General features: G+C 69.1%; 15 protein-coding genes. 6 read left to right on the top strand and 9 right to left on the bottom strand.

What is annotated here, in order from left to right:
* Positions 1–3 precede the first annotated feature (3 nt).
* Together QY307_10775 and QY307_10770 are read right to left on the bottom strand one after the other, a co-directional pair.
* The gene (locus QY307_10775; protein ID WKZ82549.1) at positions 4–1617 is read right to left on the bottom strand and encodes a long-chain fatty acid--CoA ligase; all 1614 of its coding nucleotides are present in this window, start codon (positions 1615–1617) and stop codon (positions 4–6) included.
* Positions 1618–1638: 21 nt separating this feature from the next.
* Positions 1639–2253 carry a PH domain-containing protein gene (locus QY307_10770; protein WKZ82548.1) on the bottom strand — a complete coding sequence of 205 codons (615 nt, stop codon included), beginning with the start codon at positions 2251–2253 and terminating at the stop codon, positions 1639–1641.
* A 994-nt stretch (positions 2254–3247) separates the two neighbouring features.
* Between QY307_10770 and QY307_10765 the strand changes: the two genes are divergently transcribed.
* A complete protein-coding gene (locus tag QY307_10765; protein ID WKZ82547.1) occupies positions 3248–4417 on the top strand; it encodes an MFS transporter in 1170 nt (389 codons plus the stop codon).
* A gap of 15 nt (positions 4418–4432) precedes the next feature.
* Positions 4433–5209: a PD-(D/E)XK nuclease family protein gene (locus QY307_10760; protein ID WKZ82546.1), complete on the top strand. Its 777-nt coding sequence runs from the start codon at positions 4433–4435 to the stop codon at positions 5207–5209.
* Between the two features lie 13 nt (positions 5210–5222).
* On the opposite strand, the gene QY307_10755 is transcribed toward QY307_10760, so the two are convergent.
* Positions 5223–6509 (bottom strand): Glu/Leu/Phe/Val dehydrogenase, encoded by a 1287-nt coding sequence (locus QY307_10755; GenBank protein ID WKZ82545.1) that lies wholly within the window; start codon positions 6507–6509, stop codon positions 5223–5225.
* 159 nt (positions 6510–6668) lie between these two features.
* Between QY307_10755 and QY307_10750 the strand changes: the two genes are divergently transcribed.
* Genes QY307_10750 through QY307_10740 form a run of 3 tightly spaced genes read left to right on the top strand, consistent with a single transcriptional unit; the run spans position 6669 to position 13185 of the window.
* Positions 6669–9590: an ATP-dependent DNA helicase gene (locus tag QY307_10750; GenBank protein WKZ82544.1), complete on the top strand. Its 2922-nt coding sequence runs from the start codon at positions 6669–6671 to the stop codon at positions 9588–9590.
* A complete protein-coding gene (locus QY307_10745) occupies positions 9587–12616 on the top strand; it encodes an ATP-dependent DNA helicase (protein WKZ82543.1) in 3030 nt (1009 codons plus the stop codon). The genes QY307_10750 and QY307_10745 overlap by 4 nt, the downstream gene beginning before the upstream one ends.
* A complete protein-coding gene (locus QY307_10740; GenBank protein ID WKZ82542.1) occupies positions 12613–13185 on the top strand; it encodes a glycerol-3-phosphate acyltransferase in 573 nt (190 codons plus the stop codon). Before QY307_10745 ends, QY307_10740 begins: the two co-directional genes overlap by 4 nt.
* Here the strand turns inward: QY307_10740 and dtd are convergent.
* The 5 genes from dtd to QY307_10715 form a co-directional block, all read right to left on the bottom strand.
* Positions 13168–13629 (bottom strand): D-aminoacyl-tRNA deacylase, encoded by a 462-nt coding sequence (dtd, locus tag QY307_10735; GenBank protein WKZ82541.1) that lies wholly within the window; start codon positions 13627–13629, stop codon positions 13168–13170. The two genes, QY307_10740 and dtd, sit on opposite strands and share 18 nt — an antisense overlap.
* Positions 13630–13659: 30 nt before the next feature.
* Positions 13660–14733, bottom strand: a complete 1074-nt coding sequence (ychF, locus tag QY307_10730; GenBank protein WKZ82540.1) for a redox-regulated ATPase YchF — start codon at positions 14731–14733, stop codon at positions 13660–13662.
* A 41-nt stretch (positions 14734–14774) separates the two neighbouring features.
* The gene (locus tag QY307_10725; protein WKZ82539.1) at positions 14775–16922 is read right to left on the bottom strand and encodes a cation:proton antiporter; all 2148 of its coding nucleotides are present in this window, start codon (positions 16920–16922) and stop codon (positions 14775–14777) included.
* Between the two features lie 19 nt (positions 16923–16941).
* Entirely contained in the window at positions 16942–18096 is a 1155-nt protein-coding gene (locus QY307_10720; GenBank protein ID WKZ82538.1) for a CaiB/BaiF CoA-transferase family protein, read from the bottom strand.
* A gap of 168 nt (positions 18097–18264) precedes the next feature.
* Complete coding sequence (locus tag QY307_10715; protein WKZ82537.1) at positions 18265–18837, bottom strand: hypothetical protein; 573 nt, start codon at positions 18835–18837, stop codon at positions 18265–18267.
* A 208-nt stretch (positions 18838–19045) separates the two neighbouring features.
* Between QY307_10715 and QY307_10710 the strand changes: the two genes are divergently transcribed.
* Complete coding sequence (locus tag QY307_10710) at positions 19046–20398, top strand: MFS transporter (GenBank protein ID WKZ82536.1); 1353 nt, start codon at positions 19046–19048, stop codon at positions 20396–20398.
* Positions 20399–20422: 24 nt separating this feature from the next.
* On the opposite strand, the gene QY307_10705 is transcribed toward QY307_10710, so the two are convergent.
* Positions 20423–21226, bottom strand: a complete 804-nt coding sequence (locus tag QY307_10705; protein WKZ82535.1) for an alpha/beta hydrolase — start codon at positions 21224–21226, stop codon at positions 20423–20425.
* Between the last annotated feature and the right edge of the window lie 57 nt (positions 21227–21283).

Genomic DNA, 21283 nt, shown 5'->3' with positions numbered 1-21283 from the left:
GTCTCACCCATCGAGCAGCAGCGACGAGTACCTCTCCCGCACCACCTTCTTGTCGAACTTGCCGGTGCCCGTCTTGGGCAGCTCCGCGGCGAACTCGATCACGTCGGGCAGCCACCAGTCGGCCACCCGGCCGGAGAGGTGTTCCCGCAGCTCGTCCTCGGTGACGGCCATGCCCGGGCGCAGCACTACCAGGGCCAGTGGGCGCTCCTGCCACTTGACGTGTTTCACCCCCACCACCGCCGCCTCGGCGACGGCGGGATGGGCCATCAGCTCCCGCTCCAGGTCGAGCGACGAGATCCACTCGCCGCCCGACTTGATCACGTCCTTGGCCCGGTCGGTGATCACCACGTAGCCCTCGGGGGTGATCTTGCAGACGTCGCCGGTGCGCATCCAGCCGTCGACGAACGCCTCCTGCCTGGCGTCACGGAAGTACTCGGCGGCGATCCACGGGCCCCGGATCAGCAACTCACCGAACGCCTCGCCGTCGCGGGGAAGTGGCGTTCCCTCCTCGTCGACGATCTTCACCTGAAGTCCGGGAACCGGAATCCCGGCGGTCTCCAGCCGATCCAGGCGCTCGGCCAGGCCCAGGCCCTGGTGCTCGGGAAGCAGGGTGCCCACGGTGGCCACCGGGTTGGTCTCGGTCATCCCCCACCCCTGTCGCACCAGGATTCCCCGGTTCTCCAGGAACCACTCGATCATCGCCCGCGGCACCGCCGAGCCCCCACACAGGAAGGTGCGGATGCTGGAGACGTCGGCCTCGGGATGCTCCAGCAGGTGTTGCTGCACCCCGGCCCACACCGTGGGCACCCCGGCGGCGAAGGTGACCCGCTCGCTCTGGAACAAACCCACAAGCCCGGCCGGACTCAGGTCGGGCCCCGGATACACCAATCCGGCGCCTGCGGTGACCGCCATGAACGGGTAACCCCAGGCGGCGGCGTGGAACATGGGCACCACGGGAAGCATCACGTCGGTCGGCTCCAGTGGGTTCATCGCCAGGTTGGAGATGGTGTGCAGGTAGGTGGAGCGCTGGGTGTAGGCGACCCCCTTGGGGTTCCCGGTGGTGCCCGACGTGTAACAGAGCATCATCGGCGACCGCTCGTCCAGGACGGGCCACTCTTTCCACGGTTCGGTGTCGGAGATCAGGTCCTCGTAGGCGATGGCGTCGGGAAGGGTGGTATCCCCGACGGCGTCCCCCATCACCACGAACCGCTCCACTGTCGTGAGCGAAGGGGCGAGGCGCTCCACAAGCGGCACCAGGTCGGGGTCGACGAACAGCAGGCGATCCCCGGCGTGGTTGACGATGTACGCCAGTTGGTCGGGAAACAGCCGGATGTTGAGCGTGTGACACACCCGTCCGGTGTTGGCGGTGGCCCAGTACAGCTCATGGTGGCGCCGGTTGTTCCAGGCAAAGGTTCCGATGGCATCACCCGGCCCGACGCCCAGCCCGGCGATGGCCGTCGCCAGCCGGCGCACCCGATCGTCGGTGGCGGTGTAGGTGGTCCGCACGATGGATCGGTCGTGCTCCACGGAGACGATGGTCCGCCCCCCGTGGACGGTCATGGCGTGGTCGTAGAGCGTGGACAGGAGCAGGGGGAAGTCATCCATCATGTGGGGCATCGCCGAATTCCTCCCGGCCGTCTAGCCGCCGAGCAGCTCCGCCTTCTTGCGGTCGTACTCCTCCTGGGTGATGAGACCCTCCTGGAGCAACTTGCCGAGCCGCTCCAACCGGGAGATGGGGTCGTCCCCCACCGGGCCTCCACGATGCTCCAGGCTGCGTGAGCGCTCCTCGCGGATCTTGTACACGAGACTCTGGAAGGCCTCGGGGTCGGGGATGTCGCCGAAACGCTGCTGCCCCTGCTCGCCCGCCGACTCGATGAGCAGGTCGCCCGAGCGCAGGATGCGCTCGAGGATCGTCTGCGAGAACGCCAGGTCGTTGATGTTCTCCAGCGGGATCTCCTTGCCGGCGCGCGAGAGGATCCCGGAGCGGCGGATCAGCCGCTCATTGGTGAGCACGTAGTGGGTGAACCACCAGGCGATCACCGGGTACAGCCCCAGCCGGGCGAAGGCGATCCCCGCCACCGCAGTCACCGCCCAGTCGAAGGCGGAGGCGTCGGGCGGGTACCTCCATGTGAGGAACACGGCCACGGCGAAGAGCAGGGTCCAGGCGAACGGGATGATCAGCAGCCGCCAGTGGGGCCGGAACTCGCGGATCACCTCCTCGCCTTCGGTGAGCAGGCGGCGGGGGTACGTCATGACCGAAGCGTAACGCGCGAGGCGGGGGGAACGCTTCTCGACCCGCCCAGGGCTGCGAGCCGACCCGATCCCGGCCCACCGGGAGAGAAACAGCAAGCATGACCCGGAACGCGGGGAACCCCGAGGAAGCCTTGGCCGAAGCCTTGACCCTCTCGGGGTTCACCGTACGAAGTGTTCCTTTCGGCTCACTCCTGTCCCCCGCCTCGGACGAGTCCGGTGCGAAGGCTGGCCCGGCGACCGCACTCGGCTTTCGCCTGGTGCGACCCTCCCTTGCGGGAGCGAGGTCGGTAGCCGCCTCCGGAAGTTGCCTCCCTTTGGCGTCCCCGGATCGCTCCGGGTGACAGTGATGAATGTACGCCATCGTTCACACTGCCGTCAAGTCCAGGGCCGACCTGGATTTCGCGAGCTTGCGGAAGTTTTCCCAGGTGAGGCGGCCCGGTTCTCGAACGGCATCGGGCCGCCACGAGTCCGGACTCGATGATGGACGGAGGCCGATGGATGGACCCGACACGCAGCGGCGAAGGTCGCGGCGAGGACCAGTTCGGTGCAGCGGTGGGAGCCGGTCGGTGAGTGTCGAAGGAGAGCGGCCACCCGGAAAAGGCGGAACCCCGAGGAAGCCTTGGCCGAAGCCTCAGCCCCCTCGGGGCTCCATGTCCCCCTGTCGACGAACCCTTGCGGGCCGCCCTCAGGGGGAACCGGTTCGACGTTGCCGCCGTTCCGGCACCCTCCCTCCGAGCCGGAGCCCGGGGGGTGGGCCGTGGCCCCGTGGCGCCGAAGTGAGCCCGAAGACCCTCTCCGGCGGCCCCCTTGCGGGGGTGTTCCCCGGGGCCGCCTCCCCTTCGCTTGCGGTCAGGGGAGGAAGTGGGTGAACCATAGGCCCGGCGATCGAGGCTTGCCAGAAAAACTGCAGCCTGAATTTCGCGTCATAAGAGTAGTTTTCGCGAGCGATTCGGATGACGCCGGCCATCCCTCCGGTTCCTAACCTCTCCCCGCGATGGGTTCCCTACTCTCGGGTCGGTTCGTCCTCGCCTGGCTTCTGAGTTTCTCCTCGGGTCTGGCCTTCTTCTTGTTCGTCCACTTCCCCCGATATCTGGAGGACCTGGGAGCGAGCACCACCGAGATCGGAGTCGTGGTCGCATCGACCGCCCTGGCGGCGATCGCCATCAGGCCAGCACTCGGCCGGGTCATGGACCGCAGGGGCCGGCGGCCTGTGATCCTCGCCGGATCGGCGGTGCATCTGCTCGCCCTGGTGCTGTACCCGACGATCGACTCGATCGGCCCGTGGCTCTACACCGTGCGGGTCCTGCACGGATTGGGTGAGGCCCTCACCTTCGCCTCGATCTTCACCTACGCCGCAGACCTCGTGCCCGAGGGACGGCGCGCCCAGGGGTTGGCACTCTTCGGAGTCTCGGGAATGCTCCCGATCGCCGTTGGTGGGATCCTGGGCGACGCCCTGCTCTCGCGCGGCGACTTCGACGCCGTGTTCACGGCGGCGATCATCCTCGGGGCGGTGGCGCTCCTCCTGGCAATCCCACTGAGGGAGTCGGCGGCGCCTGCGCCCGACGCCACCCGGATCTCGTTCACCGCCTCGCTGACCCAGCGAGACCTGCTGCCGCTGTGGTGGGTGACCCTCGTGTTCTCGTTCGCCCTCACCGCCTACTTCACCTTCCTGCGCACCTTCGTCGACACCACCGGGGTGGGGTCGGTGGGCACCTTCTTCGGCGCCTACGCCGGCACCGCCATCACGCTCCGGCTGGTCGCCGGGTGGGTACCGGACCGTCTCGGCCTCACGCGTGTCCTCTACCCGTCGATGATCCTTTTCGCCGCCGGCCTGGTGGTCATCTCGTCAGCTCGATCGGGAGGTGCAATCGCCTTCGCCGGGGTGCTCTGTGGCGCCGGTCACGGCTACGGCTTTCCCATCCTCTACGCCCTCTCTTTCGGCAGGGCGCTGGAGGGCTCACGCGGCTCGGCTTCGGCCATCTTCACGGGGCTCTTCGACATGGGAGCGCTGGTGGGCGCCCCTGTGCTGGGTGCCATCGTCGCCTGGCTCGACTACCCGGCGATGTTCCGCATCGCCGCCGTCTGGGTCCTGGGGGGCCTCACCTGGTTCGCCCTCTGGGAGCGCAGCCTGGCCCGCCGAACTACACGCCTGTCACTCACCTGACGTATAGTCAGCCCCATGGGACTCGAGACGCTCTCCCCGAGTCGGGCCGGCGATTACAAGCACTGTCCGCAACTCTTCAAGTTCCGCGCCATCGATCGTCTGCCGGAGCCGACCACACCCGCACAGGCCCGAGGGACGACCGCCCACCTCGCGTTGCAGCGGCTCTTCGACCGTCCGGCCGACGAGCGAACTCCCGAAACCCTCTACGAGCTGTTCCGCCAGGCGTGGGCCGAACTCCGTACCTCCGAGTTCGAGGGCCTGTTCACCGACCTCGACGAAGAACGCGACTGGGGGATCGAGAGCCTCGAACTGCTGGCCAACTACTTCACGGTGGAGGATCCGACCCGCATCGAGCCACTCGACCGGGAACTGGACCTCCTCGAGGATCTCGATGGCATCGTCATCCGGGGAATCCTCGACCGCATGGAGGAGACCGACGACGGCCGGTTGGTGATCACCGACTACAAGACGGGCAAGGCGCCCCCCGAGCAGTACGCCCTGCCCGCCTTCTTCGCCCTCAAGATCTATGCCCTGCTGATTCGACGACGCACCAAGCGCACCCCCGATGCCGTCAAGCTGATCTACCTGAACGGCCCCACCGTGTACTCGATCCCGGTCTCGGACGCCGCCCTGGACGCCATGGATCGCCAGCTGCGCGCCCTCTGGGGGGCCATCGAGCGGGCACTCGACGATGGCCACTTCCCGCCACGGGTGAGCAGGCTCTGTGACTGGTGCTCGTTCCGCGACCGGTGCCCGGCGTTCGCGGTCGATGGCCTGGCCGCTGCCGGTTGAGGTCCTCCGAGGCTCAGGGGAAGACGCCGCGAGCAAGCTTGGCGTCGGCGACCCGTCCGATCCCCTTGATCAGGGCGGCGGTGCGCAGGTCGGTGTCGTGGCGGGTGGCCACCGATATGACCTCGTCGAATGCCCGGGTCAGGATCTCCCGCAACCGGCCGACGATCTCCGACTCCGACCAGAAGTAGTTCTGCAGATCCTGCACCCACTCGAAGTAGGAGACGGTCACCCCACCGGCGTTGGCGAGGACGTCGGGCACGATCAGCACGCCTCGATCGTTGAGGATGCGATCGGCCTCCATGGTCGTCGGCCCGTTGGCTCCCTCCATGACGATGGACGCCTGGACCCCACCGGCGTTCTCTTCGGTGAGCACGCCGCCGGTGGCGCACGGCATGAGGACGTCGCAGTCGCTCACCAGCAGGTCCTCATTGGAGATGCGGTCGCCGTCCCCGGTGTAGCCCTCCAGCGTCCGGTGCTCCCCCACCCAGGTCATCGCCTCGGCCACGTCGATACCGCGGCCGTTGTAGATGCCCCCCGAGATGTCGGAGATGGCCACAACGGTGGCACCACTCTGCTCGGCGGCCAGGGCGGCGTACTGTCCGACGTTTCCGAAACCCTGGACCGCAACCCGAATGCCGTCGGTGGAGATACCACGCCGGTTGGCTGCCGTGGGCAGCAGGCTGACCAGTCCCCGCCCGGTGGCCTCGCGGCGGGCGATCGAACCTCCGAGGGCGGGAGGCTTGCCGGTCACCACCGCCGGCTCGGTGTGTCCCACCTGCTGGCTGTAGGTGTCCATGATCCAGGCCATCACCTGCTCGTCGGTGCCCATGTCGGGGGCCGGGATGTCCTTGTCGGGACCGATGAAGTTGATGATCTCGGCGGTGTAGCGCCTGGTCACCCGCTGCTTTTCGGCGCGGGTGAGACTCATGGGGTCCACCCGCACCCCACCCTTTGCCCCGCCGAAGGGCAGGCCCACGATGGCACACTTCCAGGTCATGAACATCGCCAGGGCGGCGACCTCACCGAGGTTGACGTCGGGGGCGAAGCGAATCCCGCCCTTGGTGGGGCCCATGGTGAGCACGTGCTGCACCCGATACCCGAAGAGGCTGTCCACATCCGAGTAGTCGTCGTGGCGGTAGGGGAAGGTGACCACCATCGACCGCTGCGGCACCCGCAGCCGCTCGGCGATGTTGCCGTCCAGGTTCATCAGGCCGGCAACGTGATCGAACTGCTTGAGTGCCTCGCGGTACAGCGGCGACTCCCACTCGCGGAGCCCGTCGTCGAGAATGCCCTGGACCATCTCACCCTTCCTGGATGCGCGTCTTCTCTGTCGGTTCGACCCCGGTCACGCCACCAGCCCATGTTGACGGTCCTTGGCGCACACCGCCGACCAATCTAACCGGACACCGGATCGGGCCGCTCCCTTCGGGCCGTCACACCCGGGCGTTAGCGTGGCGACATGACCGAGATCAGGGTCGACCCCGAGGATTGGGACCTCATCGTCCCCCAAGCCGAGGGGCCCCAGCTGGTGGTGGCAGGGCCCGGGGCAGGCAAGACCGAGTTCCTGGTCCGCCGCGCCCGCCACCTCATCGAACGAGGCACCCCGACGGATTCGGTGCTCTTGCTCTCCTTCTCGAGGCGTGGTGCGTCGGCTCTTCGGGACCGCGTGACCTCCGGTCTCGATCGCTCCTTCACCTCGATCCCGGCCTCCACATTCCACTCGCTGGCGATGCGGGTCGTCGAGGCTCATGGAGGTGCCGGCGACTGGCCTCGGGTGCCGACCCTGCTCACCGGTCCCGAGCAGGTGGAGATGGTGGCGCGCCTGCTCGGGTCCGAAGATCCCAGACGGTGGCCCAGCACGCTTCGACCGTTGCTCCCATCCCGTAACTTCGCCGAGGAGGTTGCCGACTTCGTTCTGCGCGCCTCGGAACGGCTCATGGGACCCTCCGAGATCGACGCACTCGGCCGGGACGACTGGCGCCCTCTGCCCGGCTTCCTGGCGCGCTATCGAACGGCGCTGATCGCCGCCAACCGCATCGACTACGGATCGCTGCAGGTGGAGGCGGTCCGCCTCCTGGAGGATCCCGTGGTCGCCACCGCCGTCGGTGGCGGCTTCGGCCACGTCCTGGTCGACGAGTTCCAGGACACCACCGTCGCCCAGGCCCGGCTGCTGGAACTCCTGGTCGCCTCCCACCGCAACATCACGGCCGCGGGCGATCCCTACCAGTCGGTGTACTCCTTTCGTGGCGCCGAGCTCTCCAACGTGGCCGACTTCCCCGACCGGTTTCGTGACGCAAGGGGGGAACCTGCTCGCCGAATCGTCCTCACAACCTCGTTTCGCGTTCCGGCGGCGATACTCGACGCCGCGGTACGGCTCACCGAGGGGGCGGGGCTTCCCGGGGCTGCCGGCCCGGTCGTCGCCGCACCGGGCAGTGGCTCGGTCGAGACCCATGGGTTCCGGGAGCAGTCCGGGGAGACCGAGTGGATCGCCGCCGAGATCGACCGGGTTCGCCTGCGCGACGGCGTCCCGCTGCACCGGATCGGCATCCTGGTGCGCTCGAAGCGTCGCTTCCTCGGAGAGATGTCGCGCGTGCTCGACAGCCACCGGATCCCCCACCTGCGGCCCGACACCCGCCTCGGCGACCACGCCTGTGTTCGTCCGATCCTCGACCTCGCCGGCACCGCCGCCGAGCCCACGCCAGCCGGTGTGCGTCGCCTCGCGCTGGGCATGCTCGGTCGGCTGGGCCTGGCGGCGGCTCGCCAGCTGGAGCACCAGGCGGTGGCCGAGTCCCCCGAGGCCGCCCTGCGCTCGGCCGAGGCGACCGCACCGCTCGCCGACCTCGTGGCCGACCCCGGGTGGGCGACGCGCCTGCCAGCAGTCGAGGGATTCTGGCGGGCGTGGATCGGCCTGCCGGCACTCGGGGAGATGGCGCTGCACGATGCGGAAGCCAGACGTGCCCTCACCGCCTTCTCCCAGGCGCTGGGGAGGCTGGCGGAGCGGGACCCCACCGTGACCCTGGCGGGCTACTCAGCACTGCTCGACTCCGAGGACTTCGAGGCCGAGCCTCTGCTGGCCAGCCTCCCCGACGACGACCGGGTGGTGTTGGCAACTCTGCATCAGGCGAAGGGCATGGAGTTCGACGTGGTCTTCATCGCCGATGCCCGCGAAGGTGTGCTGCCCGACCTGAGAAGACGCGACTCCATTCTCGGTACCCGTCACCTCTCACCGACCCTCACGGGCGACGACCACGCCTACCGTCGCTTTCGCGTCCAGGAGGAGCGCCGGCTGGCCTACACGGCCATGTGCCGGGCACGGGCCCGGGTGGTGTGGACGGCCACCACCGATGGCGACCCGGAGCGCATCACCGGCGGCGGACCAAGCCGGTTCTTGAGCCTGGTGTCGGGGCTGCCCCTGGAGGAGGCGGCAAACCCACCCCCCCTGCGACACGACCCCACCACAGCGGCCGAGGTCGAGGCCTGGCTCCGCCGCCGCGTCTCGGACCCGTCCATGCCCGATGTCGAGCGACTGGCAGCCCTGGGGGCGATCGCCGCCAACACCTGGTGGCGGCCGCGGCATCCCGAACGGTTCGCCGGCATCGAGGCCCCGGGGACCGACCACGGTGTCCTCACCGGCAGACACCGGCTCTCACCCAGCCAGGCCGAGTCGTACCTGAGATGCCCTCGCCGCTACGTGTTCGAACGGCATCTCGGAGTGGGGGGCGCAACCACCGTCTACCAGGCACTGGGCTCGCTGCTGCACGGTGTCCTGGAGACCGTGGAACGCAGGGCCGCCGCCACCGGCAGGGAGCACGCCGCCGCCACCGAAGCCGTCGCCTGTCTCGACGACCAGTTCGATCCCTCCGAGTTCGGAGGAGAACCCTGGGCTGCTTCCTGGCGCCGCCACGCCGAGGCGATACTGCGCCACCTGTACGCCCTGTGGCCGGGGAAGGGTCCCGGTGTCGAGTTCGAGCGCGACGTCGAGCTCGTGCTCGACGGGATCACCTGGAGAGGCCGCATCGACCGCGTGGAGCAGCGTGGCGAAGGGCTCCACGTGATCGATTACAAGACCGGCGCCACACCTGCGACCAAAGCCGAGGCCGGCGCTTCGATCCAGCTCGGCTTCTACACGATGGCGCTCGGCCCGGAGGTCGCCGGCGCCGAGTTCTGGTACCCGGGACACCAGCCGGGCGATCGCAAGAGCGTCGCCGTCCGGGAGTTCGACCTGGGCACCCTGGACGAGGTCGAGAACGCCATGCGCAATGCTCAGGTGGGAATCCTCGCCGAAGAGTGGCGGCCGACCCCGGGAAGCCATTGTGAAGGATGCGCGGTGCGCATCGTGTGCCCCATGTGGCCCGAAGGCAGGGAGGCGTTCGCCTCATGAACCTCCACTACGAGCCTTCGCCGGAACAGAAGGCGGTGATCGATCATCCCCTCACTCCGCTTCGCGTGGTTGCCGGTGCCGGCTCCGGCAAGACGGGAACCATGGCCATGCGGCTTGCCCACTTCGTCGCCTCCGGGCAGGTGGAACCCGAGGCCGCCCTGGGCATCACCTTCACCCGCAAGGCTGCAGGTGAGCTGGCAGACAGGCTGCGTTCCCATCTTCCCGACCTCGCCGCCGAGGGCAGGGAGGTGGAGGTCACCACCTACCACGGCTTCGCCCTGAGCCTGATCCGTGAGTTCGGACCCCTGGTCGGCATCGATCGTGAGGCGCGTGTGGTGACCGCCAGCATCGCCCGGCAGCTGCTTCGGCGGGCCCTGACGGAGGTCGCACCCCTCGATCTTGACCTGCGCCGACCCTCGGCGGTCATCGATGGAGTCGCCTCTCTGACGGCCCGTCTCGGCGACCATCTCCGAACACCCGACGAACTCTTCGAGTACCCCGGTGAAGGACCGGTCGCTGCCGAGCGACGAGCCCTGGCCCAGGTGGCTGCCGCCTATCAGCGAAGCAAGGCCGAGTTCGGAGTACTCGACTTCGCCGACCTCGTGAGGAGCGCACACCGTCTGGTGGTGGAACATCCGCTGGTGGCCGAGCGGGTACGAGACCGCTACGGCCTGGCCCTGCTCGACGAGTACCAGGACACCAACCCGGCACAGCGCGAATTGCTGCGGGCCATCTTCGGTGGAGGCTTCCCGGTCACTGCGGTCGGCGACACCGACCAGACCATCTTCGAGTTCCAAGGAGCGTCGGCAGACAACTTCGATGGCTTCCCCACCCACTTTCCGCGAGCCGATGGCACCCCGGCGCCGACGCTCGGGCTCTCGGTCACCTGGCGGAACGACCGGGCGATCGTGGATGCCGCCAACCGGGTCCGCGAGAGAATGCAGTCCCCCGGGCCGCTCGATCGCCTGATGGACCGCCCCGGCTCCGGTCCCGGATCGGTCGACGCACGTTGGTTCCGCACCCGTGAGGATGAGGCGCGTCACCTGGCGGAGAAGGTGCTCGCCCTTCACGATGAGGGGCTTCCCTGGCGCCAGATGGCAGTCCTGTTCAGAAAGCACCGCCAGATGGCTTCCATCCGCGATGCCCTGGTAGCGGCAGAGGTACCGGTGGAAGTGACCTCCATGGGCGGGTTGCTCGAGGTTCCAGAGGTCGTCGATCTCCACGCCTGGCTGCGTCTCCTCGCCCGACCCGACGACGCGGTCGCCGTGGCCCGCATCCTCACCGGGGCCCGACATCGCCTGGGACTGGCCGACCTCGCCGCCGTGGCACGAATGCGACGCCGCCCAGCCGACGGCGTCGGCGACGCACCGGGCTGGGCGCTGCTCGAAGCCGTCGACGACCTGACCGAGGGCTCGGAGATCTCGACGTCCGGCATGAAGAAGATCGACCGGTTCCGCCAGACCTACCGAAGCCTCGTCACGGAGGCCCAGGGGCTAGGGCACGGCGACCTGTGCCGCGCCGTCCTCGACGCGACCGAGGTTTGGCCCGAGGTCGAGGCCCTATCCGATGCGGCGCGTCTCTCCACCCGGCTCAACCTGTTCCGCTTCCTCGACCTGGCCGAGACATGGAGCCCAGTGCTCGGCCCACCAACCCTCACCGCCTTCCTCGACCATCTGGACCGGCTGGCCGAGGACGACGCCCGCCAGGACCTCGACACCGCCCGCATCAGCGGGGAGGATGCCGTACCGCTCATGACCGTGCACCAGGCCAAGGGCCTGGAGTGGGATGCAGTGTTCCTGCCTGCTCTGGAGAAGGACGTCTTCCCGGCCAAGGTCGTGTCGCTGGAGAACCCGGAGAAGGACCCCTCGGTGCTTCCCGGCGGGCTCCGACTCGACGGCGACGATGGGGAGAGCGACGAAGACCGGCTGAAGATGCGCCATGCCGAGCAGGAGTGGCGGACGGCGTACGTGGCCGTGACCCGATCGCGGAGCCTGCTCGCCGCCAGCGGGGCATTCTGGACCGGGGGTGCCCAACATCGGCTGCCGAGCCCGCTGTTCGAACTCCTGAGCGGAGTCGCCGGCCCCGACCCCCTGTCCTGCACCGAGCCTGGGGGGCGCCCCGAGGGCTTCTCCCAGGAGCCGGTCGCCCCGACTCCCGATCCACTCTTTCCGAACGGCCCGGCGATGGCTCTCGCCACCGTCGCCGCCGACGCCTCTGCCGCCCGCGCCATGGCAGTGGAGAAGGGTGTCGGCGATGCGTACGATCGGCGTCTGACTGAGCTCCTCGACGCCTTCGATCGCCTCCCCCGACCAGCACCGGCCGAGCCGCCACCGCCACCGCTGTCGGTATCGGTCACCGGCCTGATGACCCTGGCATCGTGTCCGCGACGCTTCCGATGGTCCGATATCGAACGCCTACCCCGGCACTTCGGGATCGCCGCCCGACGCGGGGTCGAGGTGCACCGTCGCATCGAGGCCCACAACCGAGGCACCATCGCCTTCGACGAGATCGACCCCCGGTTCGACGAATCATCACCCGAACCGGAACCGGCGGCGATCTCCGCATACGAGGTGTTTCTCGAGTCGCGCTTCGCCACCAGGCGGCCCGCCCTGGTCGAGGCGGCATTCGACCTCGCCGTCGGCACGACCCGTGTGGTGGGTCGTATCGACGCCGTGTACGAGTGGGACGACCGGCGGGAGATCGTCGACTTCAAGAGCGGCCGGGCCGGTGACGACCCGGCCCGAGTCGTGCAGCTAGAGGCGTACTCGGTTGCGGTGAACGATGCGGGCCTGTTCCCCGAGCCCGCCGACCGGCTGGTGGCGACCCTGGCGTATCTCGGGGGTGGCGGCCTCGAGGAGTACACCGAGGTCGTCGACGACCAGCGCCTGGAAGCGGCGCGAACGCACCTCGCAGAACTGGTGGAGCGAGCTGCCGGAGACGACCACCCTCCAGCGCCTTCCGACGCCTGCCACCGCTGCGACTTCCTCCACCTCTGTCCCGAGGGTCGGGCACGGATGGGGCGATGATCCTGGCAGTCGTCGCCGGGCTGGCCATGGGGTCGTTTCCCACCGCCGATCTCCTGGCACGCACCCGGCGCATCGATCTGCGCCGGTCGGGGTCGGGTAACCCGGGGACCGCCAACGCCTTGCGGGTCGGAGGCGTCGGCCTGGCCCTGGCGGTGCTCGGCCTGGACCTGGCGAAAGGGGCAGGCGCCGCACTCACCGGGGCCGCCATGGGCGGCGACCGGACGGCGGTGGCGGCATCCCTCGCCGCCGTCGCCGGGCAGGTGCTCAACCCCTGGTTTCGCTTTCGCGGCGGAAAGGGCCTCGGAGTGGCGGCGGGCACCGGCCTGGTGATCTGGCCCCAAGGCCTCCTGATCACCCTGGTCGTCACCGGTGCCGGCGCCAGGGTCGCCGGGTCGGCCACCGGCGCCCTCGCCGGTCTGGGAGCCCTGTCCGTGGCGGCGACGCCATGGGTGGCGAACGCCTGGCCGACCGCCTGGGGTGTCGCTCCCGAAGCAGCCCTGGCCTGGTACGCGGTCGGTGTTGCCGGCCTCACCGCCCCAAAGTTCGTTCGCTCACTGCTCCGCCGGTGATCTCCGCTCGGTGTCGAGCACGATGGTCACCGGGCCGTCGTTGACCAGCTCCAACTCCATGCGGGCACCGAACCGGCCGGTGGAGACACCGAGGCCTCGGCCGGAGAGCGACGCCACCACCTGTCCGAGCAACGGCTCGGCGAGCCCGGGAGGGGCGGCGCCGGCGAACGACGGCCTCCTCCCCCGGGAGGCGTCGGCGAACAGCGTGAACTGGCTCACGACCAGCACCTCCCCACCCACCTCTGCCACGGCGAGGTTCATCTTGCCGTCGGCATCGGGAAAGATCCGCAACCCGGCTATGAGGTCGGCGAGTCGTTCTGCAGAACGCCGATCGTCGCCATGACCGACGCCGACCAGGGCGAGCAGGCCCGGCCCGATCCGTCCAGCCACCTGGCCGGCAACCGAGACGCTCGCCCTCCCGACTCGCTGCACCACTGCCCGCACGGGGAGAGGCTACCGGCCCCGGTGATGCCGTCAGACCGAGAAGCGGATCACCAGCACATCCCCCTCCGCAACGACGTACTCCTTCCCCTCCACCCGGATCGAGCCGGCCGCCTTGGCCGCATCCCAGCCCCCGGCAGCGAGCACGGCCTCGATCGGGGCCACCTCGGCCCTGATGAAGCCTCGCTCCAGGTCGCTGTGGATCTTTCCCGCCGCCTCGGGTGCACGCGCCCCCCGTCTGACCGTCCACGCTCGGGACTCCTTGGGGCCCACGGTGAAGAAGGAGATCAGTCCCAGGGCGGCGTAGGTGGCGCCGACCACGCGAGCCAGGGCTCCTCCCCCGAGACCCAACCCTTCGTACAGCTCGTCCCGGTCGGCCGGGTCGAGACGGGCCGCCTCCTCCTCGAGACGGGCCGAAAGGGTCACCACCACATCCCCGTCGGGCACCACCGCCGCAACCCGTGCCTCCATCTCGGCGCCGGCAGCCTCGTCCTCGGCGACGTTGATCACCCACACCACCGGCTTGAGGGTGAGGGAGGCGAGATCGCGAAAGGCGTCCAGATCCGACTCGCTCCACGATCCGGAGCGCAGCTGGCGGCCCTCCCCCAGCATCGCAGCCGCCCTCAGGAACGCCTCGGCCCCCTGCCGCTTGGAGGCATCGGAGGTCGCCTCCTTGGCCGCCTTCTCGGCTCTCCTGCCGAAGACCTCGGCGTCGGCGAACGCCAGCTCCAGCATCAGTGTCTCCGCTTGGGACACCGGATCGACTCCTGACTCCCCGTCGGGAACCGCCTCGTCGGGGAATGCCCTGAGCACGGCGGCCATCGCTTCCATCTCCCGGAGCCGCCCCAGGAACCTGGCCCCGAACCCGGAGCCTCCCTGGGACATCGCCGGAAGGTCCAAGAGATCGAGGGTGGCGTGCACCACCTTCTCCGACCGTTCCAGCACTGCGGCGCGCTCCAGCCGATCGTCGGGGACTCGCGCCACCCCCACGTTCGGCTCGGTCGTGGAGAACGGATGTGGGGCGGTGGGTGCCGAGAGGCCGGTGAGGGCGTTGAACAGCGTCGTCTTACCGACGTTGGGGAGACCGAGGATGCCGACGCGGGCCACGAGGGCCGGATGCTACCCCCCTTGCCTTCCACCGCCTCCGGTCAGGCTCCGGGAAGGGCGATCACCACGACCGGGAAGTCGGCGTGTTCGATCATGTAGCCGATCCGATGACCGAAGAAGGGGAGCCGGCTGAGGGGCCGGGCCGCAGCACCGAGTACCAGCAGGTCGACCCCGGCGAACCTGGCGTACTCCATGATCTCCTGCTCGGCGTTGAAGGCCCGTCGGGTCACCGAGCCGACCTCCACCCCGAGGCGGGCGCCGAACTCCTGAGCGGTGCGAGCCAGCTCGACACCGGCCTCGGCCGACTCGGAGGCGGCCCCCAGGGAGCCGTACTCACCGACGCCGTCGGGCCGATTGATCACATGAATGGCGGTCACCGCAGCACCGGCGGCGAGGGCCACCGAGTAGGCGAACTCCTCTGCGGCCCTGGTCGACCTGCTGGCCGTGACCGGAACCAGGATGTTGCGCGGCAGCTCGGTGTCGTCGTCCCGTCCGGCAGAAGTGTGGACGATCACCACCGGAATGCGGGCACGCGCCATCACCCGGTCGACCACGGTCGAACCGATCACTGCGCCTGCCTCGCGACCTTCGGAAGCTCCCATCACCACCAGGTCGTAGCCGAGGCGGCTCTCGGCGGCGATCGCCTCGGCGGGATCGCGCGCCACCCGGCGCAACGAACGCACACCGACGTCGCCGAGCGACTCGACCACCGCAGCCGGATCGTCGGCGGACCCGACCGAACGCCTCCACCGGAACAGCCGGCGCTCGGTGGGCACCTCGATGGTGAGGACGGTGATCTCGGCCTCGGGGAACACCTGGGCGACGAGCCGGCTGGCATAGCGGATGTTGGCGCCACCTCGCGTTGGAAGGAGGATGCGGGAGGCGGCGAGGATCTCGGCCTCGTCGAGGAGCGACTCTCGCTCCAGCCGGGCCGACTCCTCGGGTGCCGGCGGCATGCTGTGCACGGTGAGCCTGAGCAGGAGCGGCGCCAGCAACGACGTGAGCACGGCCGCCAGCACCAGGATCGTGTAAGCCTCCTCACTGAGCACCCCGGCGTTGAGACCGATGATGGCCACCACGACACCCATCACACCCAGTGGCGTCAACCCGGCTCCGAGGGCTCGCGCCACCTTCGAATCGAGGCCGGCAATCCTCCCCCCGATCATCGATCCGCCGATGTTGGCCATGAGGGCGAGGGCGATGGCGATGGCGGCGATGGCGGCGACGCGCCCCGAAGACAGGATGGTGACGTCTACCCGAAGGCCGGAGTAGGCGAAGAAGACCGGGGCGAAGAAGGCGGCGGTCATGGTCTCCAAGAGGTGCCGGGTGTGGGGCACCTGGTACCGGCCGAGGGACAGCGCCAGCCCGACGAGGTAGGCCCCGAGGATCGCCTCCACGTGCAGCGCCTGGGTGATGGCGCCACCCGCCAATGCCGCTACGGCGACGATGCTCAACCCGGCGGTCGATCCCCCGCCGCGCGCCAGGACCAGCTTGGAGGCAAGGTCCAGCAGCCTCCGGCCCAGCGTCATCATCGCCAGGGCGAACAGGGCCAGACCACCGAACGAAACGGCGATGCGCGAGGCGTCGACACCACCGAGGGCGACGCCGGTGAGGGCGGCGAGCAACAACCAGCCGACGGCGTCCTTGGTCATTGCGGCGGCGATCGTGATCTGACCTACGTTGCGGCGGATCAGTCCCAGGTCGTGCAGGATCTTGCCCACCACCGGGAGTGCCGACACGGAGAGGCCGAGGGCGAAGAACGCCGCCACCACCCATCGGGGATCATCCCCACCGGCCAGTTCGGGGGCGATGACAAAGCCGAGGATCCCGGTGGTGAGCATCGCCAGCAGCAGGCTTCCGCCGGCCACCGCCACCGCAGCCGCCCGGAACCTGGAGATGATGGCCAGATCGGTCTCGAAGCCCATGACGACCAAGAGGAACACGACGCCCAGCCAGGCCAGGCCGAAGGTGGCGGAGGACGCCGCCGGCTCCGAGGAGAACACCCAGCGAAACCCGGCGGGCCAGACCTGAGCGAAGATGGAGGGGCCGAGGACGACACCCGCCAGGAGCTCACCAACCACCGACGGCTGGCCGAGTGCACGCGCCAGGCCACCCAGGATCCTGGCGATGCCGACCAGCAGCGCCAACTGCACGAGGAACACCAGCACCTGGTGGTCGGTCAGGGCCATGAGGTCGCAGCGGTCTGGCTCATTCGGGGAATCTACCCGTCGAGGGGCCCGGACTCTTCTCGCCCATCACCACGGCCACCTCGTCATCGGTGAGACCGATCGCCCGCAGGGCCCCGACGGCGGCGGCACCGGAGACGGGCGCCGCCGGACCAGCTGCGGGCGTCCTGGAGAAGCGCGGAGCGGGGGCAGGCTGCAACACGCCCTCCACCGAGACGAAGGCGTTGCGCTGCACCATGTGGGGATCGACCGGCGCCTCCGAGAGGGCGAGGACTGGTGCGACACAGGCGTCGCCTCCCTCGAAGACGGCGGTCCACTCGGATCGAGTCCTGCCGGAGAACACCTCGGCGAACCGTTGGGCGAGAACCGGCCACCCCGAACGGTCGTACTGGGCGGGAAGGCCCGCCTCCGCCAGGCCGAGGCCATCGAGCAGTTCGGCGTAGAACCTGGGCTCGAGTGCCCCCACCGCCATGAACCGCCCATCCGAGGTCCGGTAGCAGCGGTAGAAGGGAGCGGCACCGTCGAGGAGGTTGTCCTGACGCTCATCCGACCACAGCCCCGTGGCGGCCATCCCGTGGATCATCGTGGTGAGAAGAGCGGCCCCGTCCACCATGGCGGCGTCGACGACCTGGCCTCGACCCGATCGCCCCCGTTCCAAGAGGGCGGCGAGTACCCCCACCACCAGCAGCATTCCACCCCCGCCGAAGTCACCGACCAGATTGAGGGGCGGTGGAGGAGGCTCGGCGGAGGGTCCGATCGGGTGGAGGGCCCCGGCGACGGCGACGTAGTCGATGTCATGGCCCGCCTCTCCGGATCGAGGCCCGGTCTGACCCCAGCCGGTCATCCTCCCGTAGATCAGCCGCCGGTTGCGCGACAAGCAGTCTTCGGGGCCGATGCCGAGCCGCTCGGCGACTCCGGGGCGGAACCCTTCGATGAGCACGTCGGCGTGGTCGATGAGGCTCAGGGCGCGCTCGACCCCGCCGGGCGCCTTCAGGTCGAGCCCTATCACCGCCGCCCGGCTTCGCAGGAGAGGGTCGGTCCGGGGGTCGCCCACCGCGTCGGGCCTCTCGAGACGGATCACGCCGGCGCCCAGGTCGGCGAGGACCATGGAGGCGAACGGGGCCGGACCGATGGCGGCGACCTCGACCACGAGGGTCCCGGCGAGGGGCCCGGTCACGCCGGGGTCCCGGATGGAACCACCCAGCCCGGCGAGGGCGATTGCTGGGTGCGCCGCCTCATGCCCGGCGATCCTAACCCGGCACGACCTCCCGCCAGACCACCTCGCGCACCAGACGTTGGGACCCCGGGCGGACCCGGGGTCCCAACTCGATCCGGCGATGGGCACTCAGGCGGGCGCTGCCGCCAGTGTGCGGCGAAGCACCAGGAACACGATCCCGGATGCCAGCAGCGAGAGGCCGACGACGATGGCGAAGGCGCCAAGGGCGTAGGCCATGATCCCCAGGTTGAGGACCGTGGTCAGAGTCGTGGCGGTGATCCATGAGGTGCGGGCGTCGTTGTTGACCATCACCGGTTCTCCGGTGTCGTCGAACAGCAGGGTGCCATCGGCATCCGTCGCCTGCACCTGACGGGGCATCTCGGCGTAGTAGAGGCCGCCGGTCCTATCGAGCTGGTGATGCTCGATGATGTCGGCCTGCGCCTTCATCGTGAACGGGCCGCGCACCGGCGTGTTGGGGATGGAGGCGTCTTCGGGGGTGACGATCCCCTGCTCGACCGCCTGTCCCCACGTGTACACGATTCCGACCGCTCCGCCGATGACCGATCCGAGCCCGACCGTGATGGCCAGGACGCCGGCCACCAGGAGCAGCAGGCTCCGTCGCGGCGAGAGACCCCTCAGCTCGGGAAGCGGGGGAATCCGCTCCTCGACCTCCGAGGGCTTCCGCTCCAGGGTGACAGTCATTGCTTTCCCTTTCCCTTCGATCGCCACCCCCGGCGGGGGTGGCTCGTGAAACTGCTCACAAGATGCTGGATGACCGCTGGCCGCGCCAGGGCTACACGGCACCGACAAGGGACCCGAAGGTCCCAAGTGGACAGGGACCACAACCGGGACATCCGGTCGCATCGGCGAGCACGACGCGGCGCTTCGCGACCGCCTAGGGTTGCGGCCGATGCCGTCCCAACCGAAGAACGACCGGCGCACGATCCGCGGTTGGGCGCTGTACGACTGGGCGAACTCGGCGTACACCACCACCACGGTGGCCGTTCTCTTCCCAGCCCTCCTCGTCGACGAGATCGTCCCCGCAGAGGGCTACCGCCTCTTCGGGTTCGTCGTCGACGGAGAACAGCTGGGCAGCCTGCTGATCGGCTTCGGAGCGGTCCTGGTGTTCCTGGTCAGCCCTGTGCTCGGGGCGATCGCCGACTTCTCCGCCTCCAAGAAGAGGTTCATGCGGGCCTTCGCCGTCTTCGGCGCCGTGTTCGCCACCTCCATGTACTTCATCGGAACCGGTGACGTGGTGCTGGCGATCATCCTCTTCCTGCTCGCCCAGACCGGATTCGTCGGATCCATCGTCTTCTATGACGGGTTCCTCCCCGACATCACCACTCCCGACACCATCGACCGGGTCTCGTCGAAGGGCTTCGCCTTCGGGTACATGGGGGGCGGTCTCAACTTCTTGCTCGTCCTCATCATGCTCATGTTCCACGAGGACCTGGGTCTGGCCGAGATCGACGCCGCCAGGATCGGAATGGGCTTCGCCGGGCTCTGGTGGCTCGGCTTCGGCCTGTTCGCCATCTCCCATCTCGGCGAGACCGGCGTGGCACAGCCATTGCCGGTCGACCTCGCCGCCAGGCCGCGTCCACTGGCCTACCTCACCGTAGGGGTGAGGCGAACCATCGCCACCACGAAGCGCCTCGGCGAGTTCAAGCAGATCCTGCGGTTCGTGATCGCCTTCATCCTCTACAACGACGGCGTGCAGACTGTGATCGCCATCGCCCCCTTCTACGCCAAGGAGACCCTCGACCTGGAGACCGAGACCCTGGCCCTGGGAATACTGATGGTCCAGGCGATAGCGGTCGCCGGCGCCCTGGCCTTCGGCAGGCTTGCCGGCCGGTACGGCACCAAGCCGGCGATCCTGCTCTCCATATCGCTGTGGAGCGCAGTGCTCGCCTGGGGCTTCTTCATCCCTGCCGGGCAGCCGGCCCCGTTCTTCGTCCTCGCCGGGCTGATCGGGCTGGTGCTGGGAGGCACCCAGGCGCTGAGCCGCTCGCTGTACGGCTCCATGATCCCGGAGGCGGCGTCCGCCGAGTTCTACGGCTTCTTCGCCGTCTTCGAGAAGTTCTCGGCGATCATCGGCCCGTTCATCTTCTTCGCCGTGAATCGCATCACCGGCTCGTCACGAGGGGCCATCCTGTCCCTGGTCGTGTTCTTCGTGGTCGGCGGCCTCCTGCTGAGTCGGGTCGACGTCGAAGAGGCGCGAGCCAGCCGGCTGCGCTGGGGATTCGAGGCCGACTCGGCCGGCTGACAGGGCTCAGGGCCGCACCTTCGCTCAGCGGGGCCAGACCACCTTGCGGCCCTGAAACAGCTCCAGGAGGGCCTGGCTGACCGGCTCCGGGTGTTCGATCGGCACCAGATGCCCGCTCCCGGGCACGATCACCAATCTGGCGCCGGGAATGCCTGCGGCAAGCTCCCTGATCTCGTCGAGCGAGATCAGGCGGTCCTCATCGCCCGCGATGACGGCGGCGGGCACGGTGATCCTGCCGAGGACGGTGCGGCGGTCACGGCGCTCCTTCATCCCCTCGATGGCTCCGAGCAGGGTCTCGTACCGGGTCGACTCCACCATCGACCGCAGCCGGGCCTGGGCAAGTCGCGTCGGATCGCGGCCGAGGAGGACCTGCATCAGCTCGTCGGCGAGCGAGGCACGCCCGCCGTCGAGGATCCGGGCGGCCATTGCGTCGCGCCCCGCCCGCGCCTCCACGCCGTCGGCACCAGCCCGGGTGGCCACCAAGGCCACCGAGCGGACCAGGTCGGGACGCAACTCCAACAGTGCCAGGGCCACGTAACCGCCCATCGAGAGGGCGACCAGGTCGACCGGTCCGATCCGCAGCGCCTCGACGACCTGGATCAGGTCGTCGGCGAGCATCTCCATCGTGAGCGTCTGGTCGACCACCGGATCGGATCGCCCGAATCCCCTGAGGTCCGGGGCGATGCAGCGCCGGACGTGGGCGAGGCCGCGCATCTGGTCGAGCCACACCCCGTGATCGAGAGGAAAGCCGTGCACGAACAACGCCGCCGGACCCTCTCCGATCTCGCGGTAGTACAGCATGTTCCCGTTGACCCGCACCTGAGGCATCACCGATCTCCTCGCCTGAGGCCCGGATTCTGCCAGAGGTCGTCCGGGTACGCCGCC

This window comes from Acidimicrobiia bacterium (assembly GCA_030584185.1).
In the GTDB taxonomy this organism is placed as follows: domain Bacteria; phylum Actinomycetota; class Acidimicrobiia; order Spongiisociales; family UBA11373.
This window is presented reverse-complemented; position numbering and strand designations above follow the sequence as displayed.

Excerpts from the sequence above, each read along its gene's own strand:
- QY307_10770 (WKZ82548.1), bottom strand. The coding sequence starts at position 2,253 with ATGACGTACCCCCGCCGCCTGCTCACCGAAGGCGAGGAGGTGATCCGC.
- QY307_10745 (WKZ82543.1), top strand. The coding sequence starts at position 9,587 with ATGAACCTCCACTACGAGCCTTCGCCGGAACAGAAGGCGGTGATCGAT.
- QY307_10705 (WKZ82535.1), bottom strand. The coding sequence starts at position 21,226 with ATGCCTCAGGTGCGGGTCAACGGGAACATGCTGTACTACCGCGAGATC.
- QY307_10715 (WKZ82537.1), bottom strand. The coding sequence starts at position 18,837 with ATGACTGTCACCCTGGAGCGGAAGCCCTCGGAGGTCGAGGAGCGGATT.
- QY307_10740 (WKZ82542.1), top strand. The coding sequence starts at position 12,613 with ATGATCCTGGCAGTCGTCGCCGGGCTGGCCATGGGGTCGTTTCCCACC.
- QY307_10760 (WKZ82546.1), top strand. The coding sequence starts at position 4,433 with ATGGGACTCGAGACGCTCTCCCCGAGTCGGGCCGGCGATTACAAGCAC.
- QY307_10755 (WKZ82545.1), bottom strand. The coding sequence starts at position 6,509 with ATGGTCCAGGGCATTCTCGACGACGGGCTCCGCGAGTGGGAGTCGCCG.
- QY307_10775 (WKZ82549.1), bottom strand. The coding sequence starts at position 1,617 with ATGCCCCACATGATGGATGACTTCCCCCTGCTCCTGTCCACGCTCTAC.
- QY307_10725 (WKZ82539.1), bottom strand. The coding sequence starts at position 16,922 with ATGGCCCTGACCGACCACCAGGTGCTGGTGTTCCTCGTGCAGTTGGCG.
- QY307_10710 (WKZ82536.1), top strand. The coding sequence starts at position 19,046 with ATGCCGTCCCAACCGAAGAACGACCGGCGCACGATCCGCGGTTGGGCG.
- QY307_10750 (WKZ82544.1), top strand. The coding sequence starts at position 6,669 with ATGACCGAGATCAGGGTCGACCCCGAGGATTGGGACCTCATCGTCCCC.
- QY307_10765 (WKZ82547.1), top strand. The coding sequence starts at position 3,248 with ATGGGTTCCCTACTCTCGGGTCGGTTCGTCCTCGCCTGGCTTCTGAGT.